This is a genomic window from Flagellimonas alvinocaridis, assembly GCF_965248585.1.
Classification (GTDB): Bacteria; Bacteroidota; Bacteroidia; order Flavobacteriales; family Flavobacteriaceae; genus Flagellimonas; species Flagellimonas alvinocaridis.
The window spans coordinates 3556658-3580928 of sequence record NZ_OZ252111.1 but is presented as its reverse complement, the minus strand read 5'-3'; the positions used below and the strand labels follow the sequence as shown (position 1 = coordinate 3580928).

General features: G+C 43.7%; 21 protein-coding genes. 14 read left to right on the top strand and 7 right to left on the bottom strand.

Features of this window, described 5'->3' with window-relative positions:
* Nucleotides 1–81 precede the first annotated feature (81 nt).
* The 10 genes from ACP14V_RS16055 to ACP14V_RS16010 all read left to right on the top strand — a co-directional run bounded on the left by ACP14V_RS16055 (nt 82) and on the right by ACP14V_RS16010 (nt 14811).
* On the top strand, nt 82–3195 hold the full coding sequence (locus ACP14V_RS16055) for a VPS10 domain-containing protein (RefSeq protein ID WP_272608955.1): 3114 nt from the start codon (nt 82–84) through the stop codon (nt 3193–3195).
* 203 nt (nt 3196–3398) lie between these two features.
* Nucleotides 3399–3944 (top strand): CopD family protein, encoded by a 546-nt coding sequence (locus ACP14V_RS16050; RefSeq protein ID WP_272608954.1) that lies wholly within the window; start codon nt 3399–3401, stop codon nt 3942–3944.
* A 170-nt stretch (nt 3945–4114) separates the two neighbouring features.
* Nucleotides 4115–5524 (top strand): sensor histidine kinase, encoded by a 1410-nt coding sequence (locus ACP14V_RS16045; protein WP_272609319.1) that lies wholly within the window; start codon nt 4115–4117, stop codon nt 5522–5524.
* Nucleotides 5525–5569: 45 nt separating this feature from the next.
* Nucleotides 5570–6352 (top strand): enoyl-CoA hydratase/isomerase family protein, encoded by a 783-nt coding sequence (locus tag ACP14V_RS16040; RefSeq protein ID WP_272608953.1) that lies wholly within the window; start codon nt 5570–5572, stop codon nt 6350–6352.
* 27 nt (nt 6353–6379) lie between these two features.
* Nucleotides 6380–7930: a hypothetical protein gene (locus ACP14V_RS16035; protein WP_272608952.1), complete on the top strand. Its 1551-nt coding sequence runs from the start codon at nt 6380–6382 to the stop codon at nt 7928–7930.
* Between the two features lie 160 nt (nt 7931–8090).
* Nucleotides 8091–9077, top strand: coding sequence for a hypothetical protein (locus ACP14V_RS16030; RefSeq protein WP_272608951.1), 987 nt, complete (start codon nt 8091–8093; stop codon nt 9075–9077).
* 740 nt (nt 9078–9817) lie between these two features.
* Nucleotides 9818–10912, top strand: coding sequence for a hypothetical protein (locus tag ACP14V_RS16025; RefSeq protein ID WP_272608950.1), 1095 nt, complete (start codon nt 9818–9820; stop codon nt 10910–10912).
* A 963-nt stretch (nt 10913–11875) separates the two neighbouring features.
* Nucleotides 11876–12949, top strand: a complete 1074-nt coding sequence (locus tag ACP14V_RS16020; RefSeq protein ID WP_272608949.1) for a PA0069 family radical SAM protein — start codon at nt 11876–11878, stop codon at nt 12947–12949.
* 144 nt (nt 12950–13093) lie between these two features.
* Nucleotides 13094–13444, top strand: a complete 351-nt coding sequence (locus ACP14V_RS16015) for a YciI family protein (RefSeq protein WP_272608948.1) — start codon at nt 13094–13096, stop codon at nt 13442–13444.
* 119 nt (nt 13445–13563) lie between these two features.
* On the top strand, nt 13564–14811 hold the full coding sequence (locus tag ACP14V_RS16010) for an RNA polymerase sigma factor (RefSeq protein ID WP_272608947.1): 1248 nt from the start codon (nt 13564–13566) through the stop codon (nt 14809–14811).
* 18 nt (nt 14812–14829) lie between these two features.
* Here ACP14V_RS16010 and ACP14V_RS16005 read toward each other — a convergent pair whose 3' ends face one another.
* The 5 genes from ACP14V_RS16005 to ACP14V_RS15985 form a co-directional block, all read right to left on the bottom strand.
* Nucleotides 14830–16305 (bottom strand): vanadium-dependent haloperoxidase, encoded by a 1476-nt coding sequence (locus ACP14V_RS16005; protein ID WP_272608946.1) that lies wholly within the window; start codon nt 16303–16305, stop codon nt 14830–14832.
* Between the two features lie 86 nt (nt 16306–16391).
* Entirely contained in the window at nt 16392–17816 is a 1425-nt protein-coding gene (locus ACP14V_RS16000; RefSeq protein ID WP_272608945.1) for a Gfo/Idh/MocA family protein, read from the bottom strand.
* 55 nt (nt 17817–17871) lie between these two features.
* Nucleotides 17872–18531, bottom strand: a complete 660-nt coding sequence (locus ACP14V_RS15995) for an HD domain-containing protein (RefSeq protein WP_272608944.1) — start codon at nt 18529–18531, stop codon at nt 17872–17874.
* A complete protein-coding gene (locus tag ACP14V_RS15990) occupies nt 18528–19265 on the bottom strand; it encodes a lysophospholipid acyltransferase family protein (protein WP_272609318.1) in 738 nt (245 codons plus the stop codon). Before ACP14V_RS15990 ends, ACP14V_RS15995 begins: the two co-directional genes overlap by 4 nt.
* A gap of 90 nt (nt 19266–19355) precedes the next feature.
* On the bottom strand, nt 19356–19766 hold the full coding sequence (locus ACP14V_RS15985) for a BrxA/BrxB family bacilliredoxin (protein WP_136564888.1): 411 nt from the start codon (nt 19764–19766) through the stop codon (nt 19356–19358).
* Between the two features lie 123 nt (nt 19767–19889).
* Between ACP14V_RS15985 and ACP14V_RS15980 the strand changes: the two genes are divergently transcribed.
* From ACP14V_RS15980 to ACP14V_RS15965, 4 genes are all read left to right on the top strand, one after another.
* A complete protein-coding gene (locus ACP14V_RS15980; RefSeq protein WP_272608943.1) occupies nt 19890–20627 on the top strand; it encodes a TerB family tellurite resistance protein in 738 nt (245 codons plus the stop codon).
* Nucleotides 20628–20679: 52 nt separating this feature from the next.
* On the top strand, nt 20680–21264 hold the full coding sequence (locus tag ACP14V_RS15975) for a HupE/UreJ family protein (RefSeq protein ID WP_272608942.1): 585 nt from the start codon (nt 20680–20682) through the stop codon (nt 21262–21264).
* Between the two features lie 87 nt (nt 21265–21351).
* Entirely contained in the window at nt 21352–21789 is a 438-nt protein-coding gene (locus tag ACP14V_RS15970) for a deoxycytidylate deaminase (protein ID WP_136564885.1), read from the top strand.
* Between the two features lie 18 nt (nt 21790–21807).
* Complete coding sequence (locus ACP14V_RS15965) at nt 21808–23439, top strand: S41 family peptidase (protein ID WP_272608941.1); 1632 nt, start codon at nt 21808–21810, stop codon at nt 23437–23439.
* On the opposite strand, the gene ACP14V_RS15960 is transcribed toward ACP14V_RS15965, so the two are convergent.
* The gene (locus ACP14V_RS15960; protein ID WP_136564883.1) at nt 23436–23639 is read right to left on the bottom strand and encodes a hypothetical protein; all 204 of its coding nucleotides are present in this window, start codon (nt 23637–23639) and stop codon (nt 23436–23438) included. The two genes, ACP14V_RS15965 and ACP14V_RS15960, sit on opposite strands and share 4 nt — an antisense overlap.
* Nucleotides 23640–23647: 8 nt before the next feature.
* Nucleotides 23648–24232 carry a MarC family protein gene (locus tag ACP14V_RS15955; RefSeq protein ID WP_136564882.1) on the bottom strand — a complete coding sequence of 195 codons (585 nt, stop codon included), beginning with the start codon at nt 24230–24232 and terminating at the stop codon, nt 23648–23650.
* Between the last annotated feature and the right edge of the window lie 39 nt (nt 24233–24271).

The following is a 24271-nucleotide window of genomic DNA, read 5'->3' as shown; positions in this document are numbered from 1 at the left end:
GTGAAACCTTTTTTCTTGCTTTTTCATTACATTTAGACACGACTAATTAACACTTTGAAAATGAATACTTGCTTTTCCAAGATGGCATTACTCTTACTTGCCATTGTATTTTGTATTGTACCTGGGCAATCCCAACGAAAAAAGAAATCCCAAACCACCCCTGAATATCCGCAGGAAATCTATTCCAGTTTGGAATATCGATTGATAGGTCCGTTTCGTGGTGGTCGCTCCGCTGCCGTTACAGGAGTCCCCGGGGAACCCAACCTTTTTTACTTTGGTGCCACTGGTGGTGGAGTTTGGAAGACCACGGATGGTGGTCGATCATGGGAGAATATTTCGGATGGCTATTTTGGAGGAAGTATCGGTGCGGTTGAAGTGGCCAAAAGCGATTCCAATGTAATTTATGTTGGAGGAGGGGAAAAAACGGTACGGGGTAATGTGTCCTCAGGATATGGTGTCTGGAAAACCGAAGATGGTGGAAAAACATGGGTATCCATGGGACTTGAAAACACAAGGCATATCCCTAGATTAAAGGTCCATCCCACAAACCATGATATTGTTTATGCCGCGGTAATGGGCAATATTTATAAACCTACCAAAGAACGTGGAATATATAAGACTACTGATGGCGGTAAAACTTGGAGACAGATTCTTTTTGTGAATGAACATGCTGGTGCTGTAGACTTGACTTTTGACCCCAACAACCCAAGAATATTGTATGCTTCCACATGGAGGGTGCAACGTACTCCATATAGTCTAAGTAGTGGTGGCGAAGGTTCTGCACTTTGGAAAAGCACCGATAGTGGAGAGACTTGGACAGAGATTTCAAAGAATGATGGTTTTCCGCAAGATACCTTGGGGATTATTGGTGTGACCGTATCCCCTAAAAACAGTGAAAGGGTATGGGCCATTGTGGAAAACAAGGAAAAAGGAGGCTTATACCGTTCGGATGATGGAGGAAAAAAATGGACCCGCGTAAACGAGGAGCGCAAATTGCGCCAAAGGGCTTGGTACTATACCCGTGTCTATGCCGATACGGAAGATGAAGATGTGGTATACGTGCTCAATGTCCAATACCATAGAAGTACAGATGGAGGGAAAACCTTCAATACCTTTAATGCACCACATGGAGACCACCACGACCTTTGGATCGCTCCAGAGAACTCAAAACGGATGATCATTGGGGACGATGGTGGCGCACAGATCAGTTACGATGGTGGGGAAACATGGAGTACCTACTACAATCAACCCACTGCCCAGTTTTATAGAGTTACCACGGATAACGCCTTTCCGTACCGCATTTATGTAGCGCAGCAGGACAATTCCACTTTGCGGATCAACCACCGGAGTGATGACAATTCCATAGGAGAGGACGACTGGGAAGAAACTGCCGGAGGCGAATCCGCGCACATTGTAGTAGACCCTACCAATGATGATATTGTGTACGGAGGTAGTTATGGAGGATTCCTGACTCGCGTCAACCACAAAAACAAAACGGTTAGGGGCATCAATGTATGGCCGGATAACCCTATGGGTTACGGTGCTGAGGGAATGAAATACCGTTTCCAATGGAACTTCCCGATCATATTCAGCAAGCATGATCCCAAAAAGCTCTATACCTTTTCCAACCATGTGCACATGAGTACCAATGAAGGGCAAAGTTGGACTTTGTTGAGCGATGATCTTACCCGAAACGATCCCACAAAATTGGTATCCAGTGGCGGTCCAATAACCCAGGACAATACCAGTGTGGAATATTATTGTACCATTTTTGCTGCCAATGAGAGTCCTTTGAAAGAAGGCCTGTTATGGGTAGGAAGTGATGATGGTCTCATCCATGTGACCCAAGATGGTGGAAAAACATGGGAAAATGTAACGCCCAATATCATGCCGGAGTGGAGCATGATCAACAGTATTGAACCCTCCGCTTTTGATGAAGGGACCTGTTACGTGGCTGCCACCCGTTACAAATTGGGGGATTTCACGCCCTATCTCTACAAGACCACGGATTATGGAAAAACATGGACCAAAATCACCAATGGAATCAACAATGAACATTTTACCCGTGTGGTACGTGAAGATCCAAAGAGAAAAGGATTGTTATATGCCGGGACGGAAACCGGGATGTACATTTCCTTCAATGATGGCCAAAATTGGGAGAAATTCCAATTGAACTTACCCATTGTTCCCATTACCGACTTGACCATTAAGGACAACAACCTTATCGTGGCCACCCAGGGGCGAAGCCTTTGGATTATTGATGACCTTACGGTTTTGCATCAATTGGATGCCTCCAAAAAATCGGCTGAGGCCATTTTGTTCCACCCAAAGGACAGTTATCGTACCAAGGGGGGAGTGGTCAAGACCCCGTCCAAAACCGAGGGACAGAACCACCCCAATGGCGTGGTCACCCATTTTTACCTCAAAAATCTTTCGGAAAAAGACAGCGTTGTCCTTACTTATACCAAAATGAACGGGGATACTTTGGCCTCCTATAGCACCTATGCCAAGGACAAGGACAAAAAGCTTACGGCCAAGAAAGGGGGCAATACCCATGTTTGGGATACCCGTGGCAAAGGAGCGGAAAAATTGGAGGGAATGATTCTTTGGTGGGCCAATTTGGATGGTGCAAAGGCGGTTCCGGGAAATTATAAAGTGCACTTGAATGTGAATGGTGCGGATCAGACCCAGGAATTTAAGATTCTTCCCGATCCAAGGGCGGAAGTTTCCGTGGCCGATATGCAAAAGCAGTTCGATTTTATTACCGACATCAATGAAACGGTGGATAGGGCCCATCAATCCATCAAAAAAATCCGGAAAATCAATGAAAAGCTGGATGCTTTTGTAAAACAGTACAAAGACAATGAAGCTACCAAGGCCTTGGTGGAAAAGGCCGAAAAAATGAAGGAAGATTTTGGGGAAATTGAAAAGGCTTTGTACCAGACCCAGAATAGGAGTAACCAAGACCCTCTGAACTTTCCTATTCGATTGACCAATAAATTGGCCCACCTGAACAGTTTGGTATCCATAGACGACTTTCCCCCAACGGAACAGGATATGGCTGTAAAAAATGAACTTTCAGGAAAGATAAAGGAACAATTGACTGCCTTTGACGCTTTGGTGGACAAAGAAATTGATGCGTTCAATAATGAATTTAACCAATTAGGATTGGATTATTTGAGTGTAGAGGAATAGAAAGCATGTTTAGGTTGGAGCGAGATTTAGGTGTCTTGCTTCAATCAATTGCTTTTGGAGGATACAGGAATTGAATACAATAATGCATCGGACTTAAACAAAGAGCCGTAACTTTGATGACTGCCGACAGCCTTTTTCCAGCAAATGACATTGGGGAAGAGGGGTGTTGGCACTTCGGTTGAAATCGTTAAAAGAGCGTACTGTTGATTTACCCTTACATTAAATCTTTGCACCTCATTTTTGTGGTCACTTGGTTCGCGGGACTGTTCTACATTCCCCGTCTGTTCATCTATCATATTGAAGCTTGGCAAAAACCTTCCCCGGAGCGGGAAATCCTGACCGACCAATTGAAGCTGATGACCAAACGCCTATGGTACATCATCACATGGCCTTCGGCCATTCTGTGCACCCTGTTTGCGGTTTGGATGCTTATTTTGATACCCTCATGGCTGCAACAACCTTGGATGCATGTAAAATTGGGATTTGTACTGCTGTTGTTTGGGTATCATTTTAAATGCCATCAAATTTTTAAGCAATTGCAGCGGGATGAGGTAAAATATACATCCAAATTCATGCGCATCTGGAACGAGGGGGCCACCTTGATCCTCTTTGCCATCGTGTTTCTGGTGATTCTAAAAAGTGCGTTCAATTGGATTTATGGGGTTATTGGTATTGTGGTGCTGGGCATTCTTTTGATGTTGGGCATTAAACTTTATAAACGTATCCGGGACAAGAATCCCAATGCTTAAGAAAGTTCAAATATCAAGTTCAAGCTCAGTTAAATTAGTAGGAACCTAATTTTGAGCTTGAACTTGTACTTACTCTTGTGCCTCATTTGGCTTGATAATTGTGTAATTTTACCTCAAATCAAGTAAGCTTGTTCAGTAAACTGTCACTAAGATCCCGGATATTCTTCAGCATGATCATGTTGGTGGTCATTGCCTCCATTTTGATTGCAGGGGTTACCATTTACCAATATAATGAGCAGGGAAGGGACTACCATGAAGACAGGGTGGAACGCAAGGAAGAGCAAGTGCTCCAGAGCATTTCGTACACCATACGGGAGACTACTTACCCTGTGAACACAGATAACCTTGGGTTGATTTTTATGGATGAAATCTATAAGATAGCCGATGTACAAAACGTAAACTTTAATATATACGACCTTGAGGGGAATTTGGTCAAGAGCTCAAGACCGAGCTTTGAAGCCGACTCCATTTCCAATTGTTTGGATGCACAAATACTGAACCGCCTTCGTGACAGCGATGACAAACGGTATGTGCAGGAGCAGCGTGCGGCCGGAGACAATTACCAAGCTACCTATACCTACATCAATGATACAAGGTTTAAGCCTATTGGTATAGTGAACCTTCAGTATTTTGAGGACAATACCTTCAACAATAAAGAGCTTACTGAATTTCTCTTCCGTTTGGGAGGAGTGTACTTGGTGATGTTGCTCTCCGCCATATTTCTGGCCTACTTTATTTCAAAATACATTACCCGCTCGCTCCAGACCATTTCCGATAAGATCAACCGGACCAACCTTACCAGACAGAATGAAAAGATCCATATTGAAAATCCTGGGCAAGAAATAGGGAAGTTGGTGGATTCGTACAACAGAATGATCGATGAATTGGAGGAAAGTGCCGTAAAATTGGCCAAGAGCGAACGCGAACAGGCTTGGCGTGAAATGGCCAAACAGGTAGCCCATGAAATTAAAAACCCGTTGACTCCTCTCCGGCTTACCGTACAGAATTTTGAACGCAAATTTGACCCCAACGACCCGGAGATCCAAACCAAGGTCAAGGAATTTTCAAAAACCTTGGTGCAGCAAATAGATACCATGAGCAATATTGCCACGGCTTTTTCCAGCTTTGCAAACATGCCCGCTCAACAGAACGAAACTTTGAACGTGGTTAAAATCGTAAGGCTTGCCCTTGAAATATTTACCGAAGACTACATCCATTTTATTGCAGATGAGGAAGAGATCATTGCCAAACTGGACCGAACCCAGTTGATCAGGGTCATTACCAATCTGGTGAAAAATGCCATACAGGCCGTTCCCGAAGTAGCATCTCCCCGAATTTTGGTAACCGTTTCCTCGGAAGGGGAACAAGTAAAGATTTCCGTGGCAGACAATGGAGTGGGCATTTCGGATGGGTACAGGCAAAAGGTCTTTGAGCCCAAGTTTACCACCAAATCCAGTGGTACTGGCCTTGGCCTTGGTATGGTAAAGAACATTGTGGAAAACTATGGCGGAACCATTAACTTTACTTCTCAAGTGGGTAAGGGAACCGTGTTTACCGTCAGATTTCCTAAAGAATCCTAGAAATAGTCAGGTCGAGCGCAATCGAGCCTCCATAATAAACAACACATGGACTACGAGAACATCTACATTGAGGAAGAGAACAACATTGGTACGATTACCATCAATCGCCCCAAAAAACTAAATGCCCTTAACAAGCGCACCATTGAGGAACTGCATGTGGCTTTTAAGGAGTTGGACGAGGATGCCGACACCAAGGTCATCATTGTCACGGGTAGCGGGGAAAAGGCATTTGTGGCCGGTGCGGACATTTCTGAATTTGCCCATTTTTCAGTAAAAGAAGGGCGTCAATTAGCCGCTATGGGGCAAAAAAGTTTGTTCGACTTTGTGGAAAACCTTTCCACCCCGGTAATTGCGGCCGTTAACGGGTTTGCACTTGGCGGAGGACTGGAGCTGGCCATGGCCTGTCATTTTAGAGTGGCGAGCACCAATGCCCGAATGGGTCTTCCCGAAGTGTCTCTAGGGGTTATACCGGGCTATGGAGGCACCCAACGCTTACCACAGCTTGTAGGCAAGGGAAGGGCCATGGAAATGATCATGACTGCCGGTATGATCGATGCGGATAAAGCCTTTTCCTTCGGTTTGGTGAACCATGTGGTCTCCCCAGAAGAACTATTGCCATTGTGCATTAAAATAGCAAGCAGGATATCGAATAATTCCGCCGTGGCCGTAAAACAGGCAATAAAAGTGGTAAATGCTGGTTTTAAGTATGATGTTGATGGTTATGCCGCAGAAATAGATGCCTTTGGCCATTGTTTTGGTACCGATGATTTCAGGGAAGGAACATCGGCTTTTTTGGAAAAGCGCAAGGCAGATTTTCCTGGGTCTTGACCGTTGGCACGACCAACCCAAATCACAATGAAAAAACAAATAGCCTTATTAGGTCTTCTTCTGATAGGAATAGTGGGCGTTGCCCAGAAAATGCCCGTTTCCTACAATTTTGGTGAAAAGTACAATGATCGCTACCGCTATTCCAACCTGTTGACCATTGATGACGATGGTACTGGGGGTTACATATTGGTGAGAGCTTACTACCAAGGACTTATCCTAAAACCCAAAGGCTATCTCATAGAGCATTACAATAGCAATTTAGAGCTGGTAACGGAATATAATTACAAGCTCAAGGGACTCGATTTTGTAGATGGGTTCCTTAAAAATGGCCAATTGAACCTTATGTTCCTCAATTATAACCAAGGTAGGGGCGAATATGAGTATTGGGTTCATTCCAGCCCAATTATCACTTTTAATTTTAAGGAGAAGAAGTTACTTTCCATTGCTTCGGAAGAAGTACACGACCCTGTTGGCAAAAACTACTACAATAGAAACTTCTCCAAGGGGTTTACCACCGCCATCCTTTTTGATGAGCAGAAAAGAGGTTTTGTAATCAGTACCCACCATAAAAGGGGCAAGAGCAACAAACACATGATCCATTTGTTTGATACTGCGCTGAACAAAAAGTTTGAGTTCGATTTCTCCCATGAGATCGAAGAAAAGAATTATGCCTTTGAGAACGTGGCCTTCTCACAGGACCTTCAGACCGCATATATTGTAGGCAAAGCCTATTTTAAAAAGAAGCGTTTTCAGGTTGATGAGCGCAAGTTCCAATACGAACTTATAAGGGTTAATAGTAGCGGAAGCAATACACAGTCATTTGTGGACGCAGGGAAGTATCCCGAGGGATTATATCCTGTCCGATTTAAAAACAGACTGGTCTGTATTGGGTTTTATGCTGATAGAAAGGACAATCGCTACAACGGAATTGCCTATTTTGATGTAAATCCGACTTCCCTCGACATCAACTCCAAAAAGTACAACTCATTTTCCCTACAATTTATGGAAGACAAGTTTGGTAGGGAAGAGGACAAGGTGGTCAAGAATTTGGTATTTAAGGGGGTGCATGTAAATTCTCAGGAAGAGATTTTCTTTAATGCCGAAGAGTACTTTGTTACCACTGGCATGGAGGTTACCGGTGCAGGACAACGCATTAAAACAGAACGGTTTCACCATAACGACATCGTAAGCGCCAAATTAAAACCCAATGGCGAAATGGATTGGGTACGCAACATTAACAAGACCGAGGTTACCCAAGGTGATGGCGACTATGCCTCTTATAGCTCCTATTGCAAGGACGGTAACACCTACTTCTTTATTTGCACCGCAGCGGACAATCCACAACTTATTGGCAACGAACGTCTGATCTTTAAGCAAGGGTTTAGCCGTAACCGTAATGTCTTTATGATCTCTTTGGACCAAAACGGGGTAATGGACTATGAAAAGATCATAGACCAACAAGAGGCCCGTTTGCCCTTAATGGTCTCCAAACCCTTAAAGGACCTAAGTGGGGACAATATGCTCTTCTATGCCAAACGCGGCAGCAAAAAGCAGCTGGTCAAGGTAGATTTTAACTGATCTACAACACGTCCCATCCGAAAATTCGTACACGTATTTCACGTCTATCAATTCTAAAGGCCCATCCGTCAATTGGAAAGGGGCATGTATCAACTAGGCCCTAAAATACCCAATGGCCCCACGTACTTTTGGTTTCTAATAACGGTAAAACAAAAAAATTATGAAATCAATGAAAGTACTGGGCATGGCTCTTTTGGGAATGTCCATAATTATGGCCTCTTGTTCTGGGGAAGACGGAAAAAATGGCTTAAATGGCCAGGATGGAATCAATGGTCAAAATGGTCAGGACGGTGCCGATGGGGCTGATGGTCAGGACGGCGCTGACGGCCAAGATGGTAGTGATAAACCCAATATGGAGTTCTATTTTCAAAATGGGTACAATGATTATACAGGAACACAGGATGCCCGAATCAGCCCCCTAGGTGAAGCAGATGGCAATGACGGGACGTTAGCTATTCGTGAAGATTTGGAAAATCCGAATCTTAGGAGATTTTCTCTTCTGAGGTTTGATGATATCTCCGATAAAGTAAATACTGCGTTTGATACCGACAATACCAATTGTGGGGATAGTTATAGGGTAGACCAAGTTATACTATATCTATATGCAGGAAGTTCAACTGCTTCCAGTGCTATTCCAGGGTACATACATCTTGGTTTCTATGAAGATGGAGACCCGTTATTTTCGGAGGCCGATGTTTCATGGACTGTTGCCAATCAAGTTGATACTTGGGGTTTTTTAACAGGAGCTGGAAGTTTATGGGATACAAATCCATTTCCTGGTTCCGATGGTTACACTCATTACATGCCTTTAATCACCACGACTTCTCAAAATATGGGTTGGATTGCGATTCCTTTGCCACGTGATTTTGTAACCAAATGGATTTGTGGCGACCCAGATAACCTTAATAAAGGTATGCGGTTGAGATTAACAACTGAAGCAAACGCAGGATCAGCTTCAATTACGTTCTTTTCTAGCGAACATGACAATGTAGATCTAAGGCCTTTATTGGTAGTGCAAACCACGGAGGCAAATCCTGCGACTACGAAGATGGCCCCAAGCAGCAAGGCCAAAGACTGGGACAACATGTCTTACGAAGAAAAAATGGCACCTTTGTTCCGTTACTTTGCGGCCAAAGAAGCCAATTAGGTTCAATTTTCCATACATACCTAATGAGAGAGTCCCGTCCGGGGCTCTTTCTTTTTTTATGTCATTTCGAACCCTGTCCTGAGCGCAGTCGAAGGAGATGTGAGAAATCTAAAAGTTACCGGTGAAATATGATGAGATTTCTCGTTGCACTCGAAATGACATCAAGACTCCATCTCATTTCTGACCCTGTCCTGAGCCTTGCGTTGAGCGAAGTTGAAAGGGCAGCCGAAGGGTAGTCCAAGGCGTAAGTGGGAAGTCCAAGTATTCAGGACTTCAAGTCATTTCGAACATCCCGATGGTTGTCGGGAGTGAGAAATCTAAAAGTTACTGGTGAACTATGATGAGATTTCTCGTTTCACTCGAAATGACATCAAGACTCCATCCCATTTCTGACCCTGTCCGAAGGAACAGTCGAAGGAGCTGGTGAAAACCCTTCACCTATCCGTTCATCAACATGTCATTCTGAGTGCGACGAAGAATCCTTTTCAGGTACCCATCCTTTTGGAAACAGGTCAATGCGATGCTGAACTAAATTCAGCATGACGGTTTTACGCCTTTTAACCATTAACCATCAACTATCAACCCATCACCTGCCTTGTCTTTCTGAGCGAAGCGAAGAATCTGTTACGGTCAATTCATATGTGCTAACCGTCAATCCAAACAGGTCACAGGTCAACTAGGCTCCAAAATATCAAATTGGCATATGTACATTTAGTAATAATAACATTACAAAAAAAAGCATGAAAGCAACAAAAGTACTGGGCATGGCCCTTTTGGGAATGTCCATAATTATGGCCTCTTGTACAGGAGACCAAGGTGAGAGAGGTCCCAAGGGAGATAGTATTAAAGGAGACTCCGGGGCTCCCGGAAAAGACGGCATTGCCTGCTGGGATACGGATAAAAGTGGAGTAGGAGAGCCTTCGGAGGACATTAACCAAGATGGTGTTTTTGACGCATTGGACTGCCAAGGGGCACCGGGAAATGACGGCCAAGACGGTAGCGACAAACCCAACATGGAGTTTTATTTCCAAGATGGATTTAAAGGGTATGATGGCACCCACGATGCTTATATTTCAGGGCAGGCCACTTTTACAAACTTTGGTGGTAACCATGTGTTTAGGGTATCCCATGATAATAATAATCAAACCATAAAAAGAAATAGTGTGATACGTTTTGCGGGCATTGATGACATTACCACTGATTTGGTCGAAGGATCGGAGACCTGTACAGATGGTTTTTATATCAATAAAGCCACCTTATATGTGTATTTGTCAAGCTATACAAAGACAGGAGTTGGCATATATCAACCGGCAATCCAATTGTATTGTGGTTTTTATAATGGGGGAACAAATGATCCAATGTTCGAACAAATGGAAGCGACTTGGTTTTTGGGAAATGCAGATACAAATTGGTTTGTTGAAGGAGGTCAAAGTTTTTTATTTGACTATGGTCTAAACACGGGGAATGATGACTATATCGTTCCAATCCAGTTCAATGAACTTGCTGAAGGTTCCGGAACCGTTGGATGGGTTGCCATTCCATTGCCTAGAAGTTTGATGAACCAATGGATATGTAATCCAGAAGAGAATAAAGGAATGCGTTTGCGTATTGATGAGACTGAACTTAATAGTGATGAAGTAGTTTTGGAATTCATTTCAAGTGACAATCCCAACAAAATGGACCTAAGACCCCTTTTGGTCATCGAGACCGAGGATGTAGACCCTGCCGCTGGCAAAATGGCCCCAAGCAGCAAGGCCAAAGATTGGGACAGCATGTCCTACGAAGAAAAAATGGCACCTTTGTACCGTTACTTTGCGGCCAAAGAAGCCAATTAGGTTCAATTTTCCATACATACCTAATGAGAGAGTCCCGTCCGGGGCTCTTTCTTTTTTTATGTCATTTCGAACCCTGTCCTGAGCGCAGTCGAAGGAGATGTGAGAAATCTAAAAGTTACCGGTGAAATATGATGAGATTTCTCGTTGCACTCGAAATGACATCAAGACTCCATCTCATTTCTGACCCTGTCCTGAGCCTTGCCTTGAGCTGTTATCCGGAGCACAGTCGAAGGAGAAGTCGAAAGGGTAGTCCAGGGCGTAAGTGGGAAATCCAAATATTCAGGACCTCAAGTCATTTCGAACGAATGTGAGAAATCTAGAGGTTGCCAGTGAAACATGGGATTTCTCGTTACACTCGAAATGACGTCAAGACTCCATCCCATTCCTGACCCTGTCCTGAGCACGGTTTGAATACTTCTTCAATCTAAGCTTTTGTTACCTTTGTCAGTTCGAGCGCAGTCGAGAATCATGCCCTGAACCCTGTCCTGAGCCTTGCCTTGAGCCAAGTCGAAAGTGAGGTCGAAGGGTAGTCCAAGGAGTAAGTGGAAAGTCCAAATATTCAGGACCTCAAGTCATTTCGAACATCCCGATGGTTGTCGGGAGTGAGAAATCTAAAAGTTACTGGTGAACTATGATGAGATTTCTCGTTTCACTCGAAATGACATCAAGACTCCATCCCATTTCTGACCCTGTCCGAAGGAACAGTCGAAGGAGCTGGTGAAAACCCTTCACCTATCCGTTCATCAACATGTCATTCTGAGTGCGACGAAGAATCCTTTTCAGGTACCCATCCTTTTGGAAACAGGTCAATACAATGCTGAACTAAATTCATCATGACAGTTTTATGCCTTTTAACCATTAACCATTAACTATCAACCCATCACCCTTTTCCCATCACCTTTTAACATTCACCCAAAGCCAATCAAAGGAAATAATCCATAAATTTGGAATAAATCCAAAAACATGGAACCCAAAGAATACCAAAAAGGCAGAGGAGCCCAGAAAAATACACCCAATCAGTTTTTGCAGCACGTGTACGAAATGCGTGAGGATTTTCTGGAGTTCTGCCGTTTGGAGGGAGAGGAGGCCGAGAGCAACAAGACCCAATATATACCCATTTTTCCCAAGACCATTGTAAACAAGGTAGATAGCCCAGATGTGGGGATGATGTACTCCATGAACCCTTACCAAGGCTGCGAACATGGTTGTATTTATTGCTATGCACGCAATGCCCATGAGTATTGGGGTTATAGCGCGGGCTTGGATTTTGAACGTAAGATTTTGGTCAAAAAGGCGGCCCCGGAACTGTTGGAGGCCAAGATCAAACACAAAAACTGGAAGGCGTGCACCATTGTGCTTTCGGGCAATACAGATTGCTATCAACCCGCCGAGCAAAAGTTCGAGATTACCCGCAAGTGCTTGGAGGTCTTCCTAAAATACCGCCACCCAGTGGGGATCATTACCAAAAATGCGTTGGTGTTGCGCGACCTGGATATTTTAAAAGAGCTCAATACCCATCAATTGGTGGGGGTCAATGTTTCGGTGACCTCCCTTTCGGAAAAAACCCGAAGAAAACTGGAACCAAGGACGGCGTCCATCCAAAAAAGGTTGAAGACCATTAAGGTCCTATCCGAGAACAACATTCCAGTCAATGCCATGTTGGCGCCCATGATACCGGGCATCAACAGTCATGAGCTCTTGCCTTTGGCCAAAGCCGTGGCCGATCATGGTGCCCGTTCGTTTGCCATTACGGTAGTACTGTTGAATGGGGCCATTGGACAAATCTTTACCGATTGGATCAAAAAAGCCCTACCGGATCGGGCCGAAAAAGTCTTACACCTGATTCAAGACTGTCACGGAGGATCTATAAACGATAGCCGGTTTGGGATTCGAAGCAGGGGAGAAGGAAAAATTGCCCAACAGATTCACGACATGGCCCACTTGGCCCGTCAGAAATATTTTAAGGACAGACAGTTTCCTAGATTGCGGACGGATTTACACGAACCCTACAAAAATGGTCAAATGAAATTATTTTGATAAGGTCTTTTCGAGGTCGTATGCGACGGGGAAATCTATTTTTCAACTATTTTTAAAGAACTGTCCAAATAGGGGTTGCGTTTTCGTCCTTAGGATGAAGACAATGTATAACCAGTCCCGAAAAAGGACACAAAACGAAAAGTCATGAGTAATTTTTTGTATCTATTCAGAGGCGGGGATGAAGCCTTTGACAAATTGTCCCAAGAAGAAAAACAAGCCCACATGGAGGTATGGGGCCAATGGATGGGCGGCTTGAGAGAAAAAGGAAAGCTATTGGACGGACTCCCTTTGGGAAAAGATGGAAAAGTAGTCCACAACAGAGGTGAAGTGGTCACTAATGGCCCCTTTGCGGAAGGAGCAGAAATGGTGGGGGGATATTTGATCGTATCTGCCAAGGACTATGACGAGGCGGTGGAAATTTCCAAAGGCTGCCCCATTTTTGATTATGAGGGAAGCTTTGTGGAGGTTCGCGAGATCCTCTCCATGGAGCACTGATGTACAAATAGTCATTTCGAACGAATGTGAGAAATCTAGCAAATGTGAGAAATCTAACCATAAGAGATTTCTCGTTCCACTCGAAATGACGCAATTAAGAAAATAGTCTTTTAAAAGTAATGCCACAGGACCACCACGCAACCATAGAACACCTTTTTAGACAGGAATATGGGAAAGTGGTGGCCCTATTGACCCATAAGTTTGGTACTTCCCATTTGGAACAGATTGAGGATGCCACCCAAGATACTTTTATCAAAGCCATGCAAGTGTGGGCCTACAAATCCGTTCCAGATAAACCCACCGCATGGTTGTACCGGGTGGCGAGCAATCGGCTGATCGATGTATTGCGGCGGGACAAAAAAATGGACCTTCAAGATACGGAACGATTGCCCCAACTGAGCGGTACGGAGCAAAATGGCGACCCCACTTTGGATGCTACCCTTTCGGACAGTCAATTGAAAATGATATTCGCCTGTTGCCACCCCACGCTTTCGCAAGAACATCAAATAGTGTTGAGTTTAAAACTCATTGGCGGTTTCAGCAATAAGGAATTGGCAGAAGCCTTATTGAAAAAGGAGGAAGCGGTAGCCAAATCCTTTACTCGGGCCAAGAAAAAATTCCGGGAAGAGGTTAAAATGCTCAAGATTCCTTTGGAGATGGGGTTACAGTCTCGCTTGTTTCGCGTATTACAGGTTATTTATCTGTTGTTTTCGGAAGGCTATGCTGCCACTTCGGGCACCTTGATCATTAAAAGGGACATTTGCTACGAGGCTTTGCGTTTGGCCTTGTTGATGCAGCAAAATACCTATTGCCAACACCCTAATTTGGAAGCTTTGATTGCTTTGATGTGCTTTCATGCTTCCCGCTTTGATGCCCGGTTGGATGATAAAGGTGAGTTGGTGACCTTGGAATATCAGGATCGCAGCAAATACAACCAAGAATTGATTACAATAGGCATAAGACATTTAGAAAATGCGGGAACCAAAGATGGGACCCCTTCCAAATACCATTTGGAAGCGGCCCGATCGTACTATCATTCTACGTCCAAAACCTTTGGTGAGACCGATTGGAAGAACATACTTTATCTATATGACCTACAATTAAAACTGGAGCCATCACCCATGGTGGCGTTACATCGTATAGTTGCCTTTACCAAAATCCATGGTGCCGAAAAAGCATTTAGGGAACTGGAGCAATTGGAGCAAAAAAACGATTTTGCCAATCAGGCACTGTTCCATGCCATCAAAGCCGAACTTTGGTCCGATTTAGGTAACCCCGATCAACAAAAAGCTGCTTTGGAAAAGGCCATTTCACTCACCGAAAACGAATTGGTCAAAAACCACTATCAAAAGCAAATAGGAAGCTAACACCCTTAGGGGCGTAGGTTACATTTCTTCTTCCCCAACATGCTTTTTGTAGAATTTCCAAGCCTCATGGGCTACGTCGCGGCCCAGTTCCAATCCGGCAATATTATCCGCTTGGATGTGATACCCACCAAGTACTCTTGAAATTCCCGCCATTTCGGCTGTTTTGGTAAACGTGGGAAACTTAAGGGTTACAGTGTCCCCAAGGTTTTCTGGTTCGGTAAGGGAGCCGGCCACGAGTTCCACTTCAGAGCCGAACTCATCACTACCCGTCCAAAGCTTCAACGCTTCGGCACAACCCCCACTAATGGTGCTGTGGCCCGAGGTGTAACTAGGAAATGGTGGGCACAAGAAGGTATCGGGGGAATAGGGGCGCCATTGGTTGCCATCCATCTCGATCATCCCTTTTCCGACTCCACCCCAAGCTTTGATTTTCTGCTGGTCGTAATATTCGTGTACCAAAGCAAAAGGTCGGGCAAAATCATAGAACATTTTGCTGTCCCATGAGGCAATGAAAGCATCCATGGCCACCACTTGGTTGTAAAAGAACATTTTCACATCTTGATCTAAGGTGTGGTTGTCCCTAATGGATACTTCTTGGGCAAACTTCAACCAGTGTCCTGCTTGTTGTACCGATTGTGGCCCGTCCCGCATGAACTCCACCAAGGCTTTTTGTTCATCGGTTAGGTTGGCCTGCATTTCAATGACTTCCTGCACTTCTTTCTCAAGTTGTTCAGAGCCAATCTGTGGAGGAGGTCCAGGTCGAAACTGATCTCCGGATTTCATTGATATGGGTTTTACCTTGTCCCAAAAAGGGGTAAGGCACCCTGGGGCAAATTTTCCTCCTTTTCCATCCGAAAAATATTTGGGCTGCCAGCGGTTGGGATCCACATTGTTGTCGACGGAATTTATAGGTTCATATCCCACATAATTGAAGTAGGGTATCCCGTTGGAGCCTTCCTCTTCACCATATTGGTTGGCGCCGTCTCCTTTGCGGGCCTCAATGACAGCCTTGGCTGCCAAATTTCCAATGCCTTCGGGGGTATTGGGGTCCAAACTTTCATTGTTGGGGTCCAAGCCAAGCTCTTTCATAAAATCGGTAAAGAGCTCCTTGTCCGAATAATAATATTCGTTCATGGCCCTGTAAGCGGCATAACTAATGGCAATTTCCTTGTTTTTTAAGGTTTGTTCATCTATTGGGCGCCTTTCCACGCCTTCCAGATAAACAGGAATGGCTTTTTCGTCATATCGGGACCAAGCATCAAAGACGGAAACAAATATCAACCCCAAAAACCTAGAGGTTATGGTGGGTCTTGGTTTGAATTTTTCAGTGTCGTTGGCCGTAGCCGTGATGGCCATTTGGCTCCATTGGTATGCAAGGTTTTCAGCTCCCAAGGGTTGGGTCGCTTCCACTGTATTTTGGCTTTCTTTGGCGCTTTGTTTACAGGCAATAACCACTACCAAAGCAAATAGCAATAAAAATGCTTTTTTCATCATATATGTGTTGTTTAGCTAAGTGAAAATCACAGAGATATGGGCTATTTGTTGCCCATATCAACCGTGCAATGTAGTAATTTTGAAAATTATGATAATTCCCAGCCTTTACGATAGTCTCTAGTGACCCATTCGTTGGCTTTGTCGTAATTGGTTATCTTCATGTTCTCACCATCCCAGAAAAGTTTACGTCTTCCTGGATAATCATATGGATCCCAATCACCAACCTTTTTACCTTCTTTCAATACTTTGTATTGATAGGCTTTTACGGCCAAGTTGCCCATAAGTACAGTTTCGGTCAAAGGACCTGCTTTTGAGAAGTCTGAAGAAGTGGATCCGCCGTTGAGGCATACATCCACAAAGTTGGCAATATGACCGCCCATACTACCTGGTACTCTTGGGTATTTTGCTTTAGGTGTTTTGTAAAGATCCATCATATCTGTTGGCAGCAGGCGTGCGTTTTGAGAGTAGGTATCACAAACCAAAATACCACGTTCGCCATACATGATGGTTCCACCATCCCTGTTGCCTACCATTTCGCCATCCTTTAGTTCGTCTGGTAAATCTGGCATTAAACCACCATCATACCAGTTCAAGGCAATATCTCCGTGGTATTCATGGTCGAATTTCAAATGTATTTTGGAAGAAGGAGGGCAAGAAGGGCTATAATCAGCCTCCACAAAATCGCCTACCCAAACCGTAGTACAACTCGCTTCGGCCTCAGTAGGATATCCTAAATCAAGCACGCTGAAAGGGGTTTCCATGATATGGCAGCCCATATCGCCCAAAGCACCTGTTCCAAAATCCCACCAACCACGCCATTTAAATGGCAGGTAAGCTTCATTATAATCCCGCATGGCGGCAGGGCCTAACCATAAATCCCAATCCAGTTCCTTTGGCACCTGTTGTTTTTCCGTTGGTACGGCAACTCCTTGTGGCCACACAGGACGGTTGGTCCAACAATCAATGGTATGGATCTTTCCAATAATTCCTGATTCTACCCACTCGCGAGCAATACGGCTGTCATCACTGGAAGCTCCTTGGTTCCCCATTTGGGTAACAATACCGTTTTCTTTGGCCACTTGGGTCATCAAACGGGCTTCATGGATATTGTGGGTCAAGGGCTTTTCAACATAGGCATGTTTTTTCTCCCGCATAAATGGAAGTGCTATGGCAGCATGGGTATGATCGGGAGTGGCTACCATAACGGCATCAATATCATTCAAATGTTTGTCGAAGACTTTTCTAAAGTCTTTGTATCGTTTTACATCAGGGAAACGCTCATAAGTAGATTTGGCGCGTCTATCATCTACATCGCAGAACGATACAAATTTTACTTTGCCGGTTTCATTTAACCCACCGATTACTCCGCTTCCCCTACCACCGACACCAAAAGCGCCAACATAAAGCGTATCACTTGGAGGAACATGGGTTTTGCCCAGAACATGGCTGGGCACAATGGAAAACGCAGCGGAGGCCGCTGCGGCATTTTGAATGAATTTTCTTCTTTGCATTGTGTTAGGTTTGATTCAGATTACAAGATACAAAAAACTGCTAGAGACAAAAGCCTTATCTATCACCGTTCCATTCACTAAAAAACTGATTTAAATAGGCTTCCATGAACTGGTGTCTCTGCAATGCCAGTTTTTTGCCAGTTTCCGTGTTCATGCGGTCCTTGAGCAGTAGTAGCTTTTCGTAAAAATGGTTAATGGTCGGGGCTTTGGATACCTTATATTCCTCTTTGGTCATGTTGAGGTTGGGAGGAATGTTGGGGTCGTACATCGCCCTATTTTTAAAGCCTCCATAATTAAAGGTTCGGGCAATACCTATAGCGCCAATGGCGTCCAAACGATCGGCGTCTTGGACCACTTCTAGTTCTTTGGAGGTGAAGGTTGCCTTATTTTTCTCCAAGCTGTTTTTAAAGGACATATGCTGGATGATGTTCACAACATGGTCAATAACGGACTTGTCCACTTGTTGGGATTGCAGAAACTTTTTGGCCAATTCCGGGCCTATGAATTCATTCCCTTGATGGAATTTGGGGTCGGCAATGTCGTGCAACAATGCTGCGAGTTCCACAACTAGGATATTTACCTTCTCATATTTGGATAATAATCCAGTTGTGTTGAAGACACGTTGAATATGAAACCAATCATGGCCTCCTTCTGCATTTTCCAATTCTTTTTTTACGAAGGAAATAGTATTTTGTATAAGTTGGTCGTGATTCATTTGTCCGTGGTTATTCCAGAAGCGATGGTGGCTTCAACTTGAGCAATGAGCTCATCAACATTCCCTTTGTTTTCTATAGGCGGATGCACTTTGAATTTGAGATGGGAGCCCAACCCCATGGGAAATTTTCCGTAGCGTAGCAATTTCCAAGAGTTGTTAATACTGATGGGAACTATCAAGGCGGAAGGGGCATTTTTCATCAACACTTTCAGTCCAGTGGTCCTGAACGGTTTGGGAAGACCATTTCTGCTGCGGGTTCCTTCAGGAAAAATCACTGCGCTCCGGTTGTGCTTTTCAATATACTTGCCCAATTTTTGCAACTCGGCAATGGACTGTTTGGGGTCTTTTCTATCAATCAATGCCGAACCACCATGCCTCAAGTTAAACGATACGCTTGGGATACCTTTGCCTAGTTCAATTTTGCTTACAAATTTGGGATGATATTTTCGCATGTACCAAATAATAGGAGGGATGTCGTACATGCTCTGATGGTTGGAAACCACAATCAAAGGTCTATTTGTGGGAATATTGTGGGTGTTTTCAAAGTTATATTGGGTGCCCAATAGGTTGGTGCATCGCATAATGAGCCAATTGAGGATGGAAACACTTGCTTTATGGGCATTGTACCCAAAAATCTTTAGGCAGACCCATTGGATGGGATGAAAAATGACCAAAACCAATCCAAAACAAATGAAGAATAGTGAGGTAAGTAGATAGGAAAACAATTTAACAATGGTCATTTTCGGATGTTCAGTTAGTGGTAGCGTGTAAAAATAAAAAAACCACCCTTTAAGGGTGGTCAGTTTTTAAATGGAAGCATTAATTTAACAAAATTCGTTATAGGCTTCCATCAAATTTTCAGCGATAAGCTCAGCAGGTCTGCCTTCAATGTGGTGTCGCTCGATCATGTGAACCAACTCCCCATCTTTAAACAGGGCCATACTTGGCGATGATGGAGGGAAAGGAACCATGTGGTTTCTTGCGGTATTCACGGCATCGGTGTCCACTCCAGCAAATACGGTCGCCAAATGGTCCGGTCTTTTGGAATTCTGAAGGCTCAATTTGGCCGCTGGTCTCGCATTGGCTGCGGCACAACCACAAACCGAATTGACCACGATCAAAGTGGTGCCCTCTTGCTTAAGGGCGTTCTCAACAGCTTCACTTGTATATAGTTCTTCAAACCCGGCGGTTGCCAAGTCTGCACGCATAGGTTTTACCAATTCTTCAGGATACATAGACTACTTTTTAATTAAAGTTCAAAGATACGGTTTTGTTGGTTTATTTTCATGCTCCTTAACATTGTATAAGGTATAGCTTCTTTTGCAAAGCCCTATATTTGAGCTTTAATTTTTTGTAGGATGATCAAGTGGGTTGCGGCCTTAATTGGATTTTTTATTAGAGGAATCGTTGGGGCGGTCTTGGGATTTTTTGTGGGCAGTATATTGGATGGGCTTGGAGGCTCGTCAAAATCATCAAGAAGTGTTTTTCAGGATTTTACCCGCCAGAGCGTTTCCCCGGCCGATTTTGAACTGAATCTACTCTCTCTGTGCTCCATTATCATTAAAGCCGATGGACAGGTGAGCCAACGTGAGTTGGACTATGTTAGACAATATTTTTTGAGCACCTACGGAAAGGAAAAGGCCAATGCTATTTTCAGAACGTTCAATGAAGTGATCAAGAAGAGGGAAATCTCTGCCCAACGGATTTGTACCTATATGGTCCAACGTACCCGTTACGAAGTGCGGTTACAATTGCTGCACTTTTTGTTCGGGATAGCCCAGGCCGATGGGCAGGTAAGTCAGGCAGAGACTTCCAAATTGCGGGAAATTGCCGGGTACCTTCGGGTGGGGATGCATGATTTTGAAAGTATCATGGCCATGTTCATCAAATCTGCCGACAATGCCTACAAGATTTTGGAGATAGAAAGGAGCGCTACCGATGAGGAGGTAAAAAAGGCCTATCGAACCATGGCCAAAAAGTACCATCCAGATCGCGTAGTAACAGAAGATGAGGCTATAAAGAAGGGAGCTGAGGAGAAGTTCAAAGAAGTACAAAAGGCCTATGAGACCATTCAGAAGGAACGTGGGATTTCTTAGGTTTAGTTAGGAGTTAGGAAGGAAAGCTGACTTAAAATATAAATAGATAAGTATGCAAGAATTTTTGTTTTATATTAAGTTGGGGTTGAATCACGTTCTCGATTTTGGTGCGTATGACCATATTCTATTTCTATCGGCCTTGGCCATTCCCTTTACGTTTAAACATTGGAAACGTGTAGTGATCTTGGCGACTGTATTTACCATTGCCCATTGTGTGTCTTTGGCACTTTCGGTATACGAGGTTTTTACGGTTGATGTAAGCCTTATTGAGTTTCTCATCCCCGTTACCATTTTGCTTACCGCTCTCTTTAATTTTACCTATGTGTTTAGAGAGGCAATGCAAGTGGGACTATATCTGCACCTTTTGGCTACAGCCTTTTTTGGATTGATCCATGGTTTTGGCTTTTCCAATTACTTTAAAATGCTCATGGCAGAAGAGGAAGACAAGATTACCCCATTGTTGGGCTTTGCAACCGGAATAGAACTTTCCCAAGTCACCATAATCTTGGTGATTTTGGCATTGGCTTATATGGCCTTGGACCTGCTTAAGGTGAAAAGGACAGTTTATATTGCCGTAACCTCCATTTTGGTAATAGCCATTACAATACCCTTGCTCATTGCAACGTTTCCCATGTAGGAGCTTCGTTAAATTTAATCGAATAAGGTTGTACGGGTCTTCCAAAGCGGGTATATTTAATTATTCTCGACTTATTTAATGGATTTTATGAAGGAGAGCAAACAAGAAAAGTACGACAAAGCTTACCTGCGAATGGCCTTGGAATGGGGAAAACTTTCCTATTGCAAAAGAAGACAAGTAGGGGCCATTATCGTAAAGAATAGAATGATCATTTCTGATGGGTATAACGGAACACCCACCGGCTTTGAAAATATCTGTGAAGACGACGAAGGGTATACCAAATGGTATGTGCTTCATGCTGAAGCCAATGCCATATTGAAGGTGGCCTCCTCAACCCAATCCTGTGAGGGTGCTACCTTGTACATTACCTTGTCCCCATGTAGGGAGTGTAGCAAATTGGTGCACCAGTCTGGCATAAAACGTGTGGTGTACCAAACTGCATACAAAGATGACTCAGGATTGAAATTTTTGGAACGGGCCGGTGTTGAAATCGTACACATGCCCATTCTGGAGGAAATGGTGTAAGCCTCAACTCTTGCTATTATGAAGAAAATTAATGGATATATATGGCCCACATTGCTTGCTCTTGCCGTAGCCATAGGAATTTTTATAGGAGGGAAACTTCATTTTAATGATACTCCCGAAAAGCTATTCTCAACCAATTCCAAAAAAGACAAACTTAACAGGCTTATAGATTATATAGACTATGAGTATGTTGATGAAATAGATACCGATAGTATTGTTGATGTTACCGTGAACAATATCTTGGGCAAGTTAGATCCACATTCGGTATACATCCCTAAGAGTGAAATGGATGAAGTTTCAGAAAACATGAAAGGAGACTTTGCCGGTATTGGGGTAAGTTTTTATATGTTCAAGGATACCATCACGGTAATACGGACCATAAAAAATGGGCCAAGCCATATCAGCGGCATTAAAGCTGGGGATCGCATTTTAACGGCAAACAACGACACTCTTTTTGGCAGACGCGTACCCAATAGTGAGGTGGTCTCCAAACTGAAGGGTAAGATTGGCACCAAGGTAGATCTTAAAGTTTTCCGAAAAGCTGAAAACAAAACCCTGGATATCACGGTTACCCGCGGCCATGTGCCTATCCGAAGTGTGGATGCGTATTATATGCTCACCAAAGATATGGGGTACATCAAGATCAATCGCTTTGCTGAGTCGACCTTCAAAGAATTTAAGGATGCCCTAAAAAAACTAAAACTGCGAGGAGCGGAAAAATTGGTACTTGATCTTAGGGACAATCCCGGGGGTTATCTGGGTATTGCCGAGAAACTGGCAGATGAGTTTTTGGCAGACGATAAGTTGATTCTCTACACTAAAAACAAGAAGGGAAGAGTGAAAAAGGCCTATGCAACCAGCAAAGGGGATTTTGAGAACAAACCAGTATATGTATTGATCAATGAACGTTCTGCATCGGCAAGTGAGATTATTGCAGGGGCGCTTCAGGATAACGACATAGGAACCATTGTGGGAAGACGTTCCTTTGGTAAGGGATTGGTACAACGTGAAATGGATTTAGGTGATGGTTCCGCCGTGCGCCTGACCGTATCCAGATACTATACCCCAACAGGTAGGTCCATTCAAAAATCCTATAAAAAAGGACATCGGGACTACTATCAAAAATTTATGGAACGGTATAGAAATGGGGAGCTGGTTTCGGCAGACAGTATTAAGGTGGCAGATTCCCTAAAGTTTCGTACGCCAAAAGGAAAAGTGGTCTATGGCGGAGGTGGAATCATACCCGATGTTTTCGTCCCTATCGGAAGTAATGAGGAGGAAGCCATTGAAAGTATGGATGACACCTACCAATTCTTTTCCAGATTTGTTTTTGAACATTTGGAAGAGGATAGAACCCGCTATGCCATTTATGATATGAATCAATTTTTGGAGGAATTCCGTGTGGATGACATCCTTTTTGATGAGTTCATCCAATTTGTACTGGATCGAAAAATCAAATTGGATTTCTATGCCCAAGAAGAGAAAATAAAAGCCTACATAAAGGCCAATATTGCAGAACAATTGTTTTCTCCCAATTTATCTGCGGAAATCAAGGGGGAACATGATTCCATGCTCAATAAAGTCTTGGAATTGGATATGGCCACTTTGGGACAACCCGAAGTAGGGGCCACCATTAAGATGCAAGACTAGTTGTCCTTCAACTTCTTCTCTATCTTCTTTGAAGTCATAAAAATCAAAAGAAGCACCACCGCACACAAAGATGCCACTATGCCGATCAAGGCAATGGTACTGTCTCCTTGAAATGGGTTTTCAAAATCCACTAAAGTTACATTATAGGCAATCAGCCCCAAGGCCAAAACGATAAGGATTATGCTGAATGTTCTGTTCATAAACAAATTTATTGTCCGTGCTCAAAGAGTTGGTTGATGTTTGCTGCAAAAAGCTTTACCGCTATGGCCAATAGGATTACACCAAATACTTTTCGGATAATGCTAAGACCGTTTTTGCCCAACACCCGCTCTATCTTGGCACTGGATTTTAATACCAGATACACAAAGATAATGTTTAGAACTATGGCCACGATAATGTTTTCCACATAGTATTCTGCCCTAAGGGACAAAAGTGAGGTCATGGTACCGGCACCGGCAATAAGTGGAAATGCAATTGGGACAATAGAGGCGCTTTCCGGCACATCGTCTTTGTACAGCGTAATGCCCAAAATCATTTCAATGGCCAGGAAAAAGATGATAAATGAACCAGCCACGGCAAAGGAGTTTACATCTATGCCAATCAGTTTTAGAATGCTTTCCCCTACAAAAAGAAAAGCAACCATGATACAGGCGGCCACAATGGACGCTTTTTCGGATTGAATATGTCCTACCTTGTTCCGCAATCCAATGATTACAGGGATACTACCCACAATATCTATGACCGCAAATAGAATCATGCTGGCTGTAACGATTTCCTTAAAGTTGAAATTCATGGCTGTATTTTTTTCAATCTGCAAATGTACGTGTAAAAA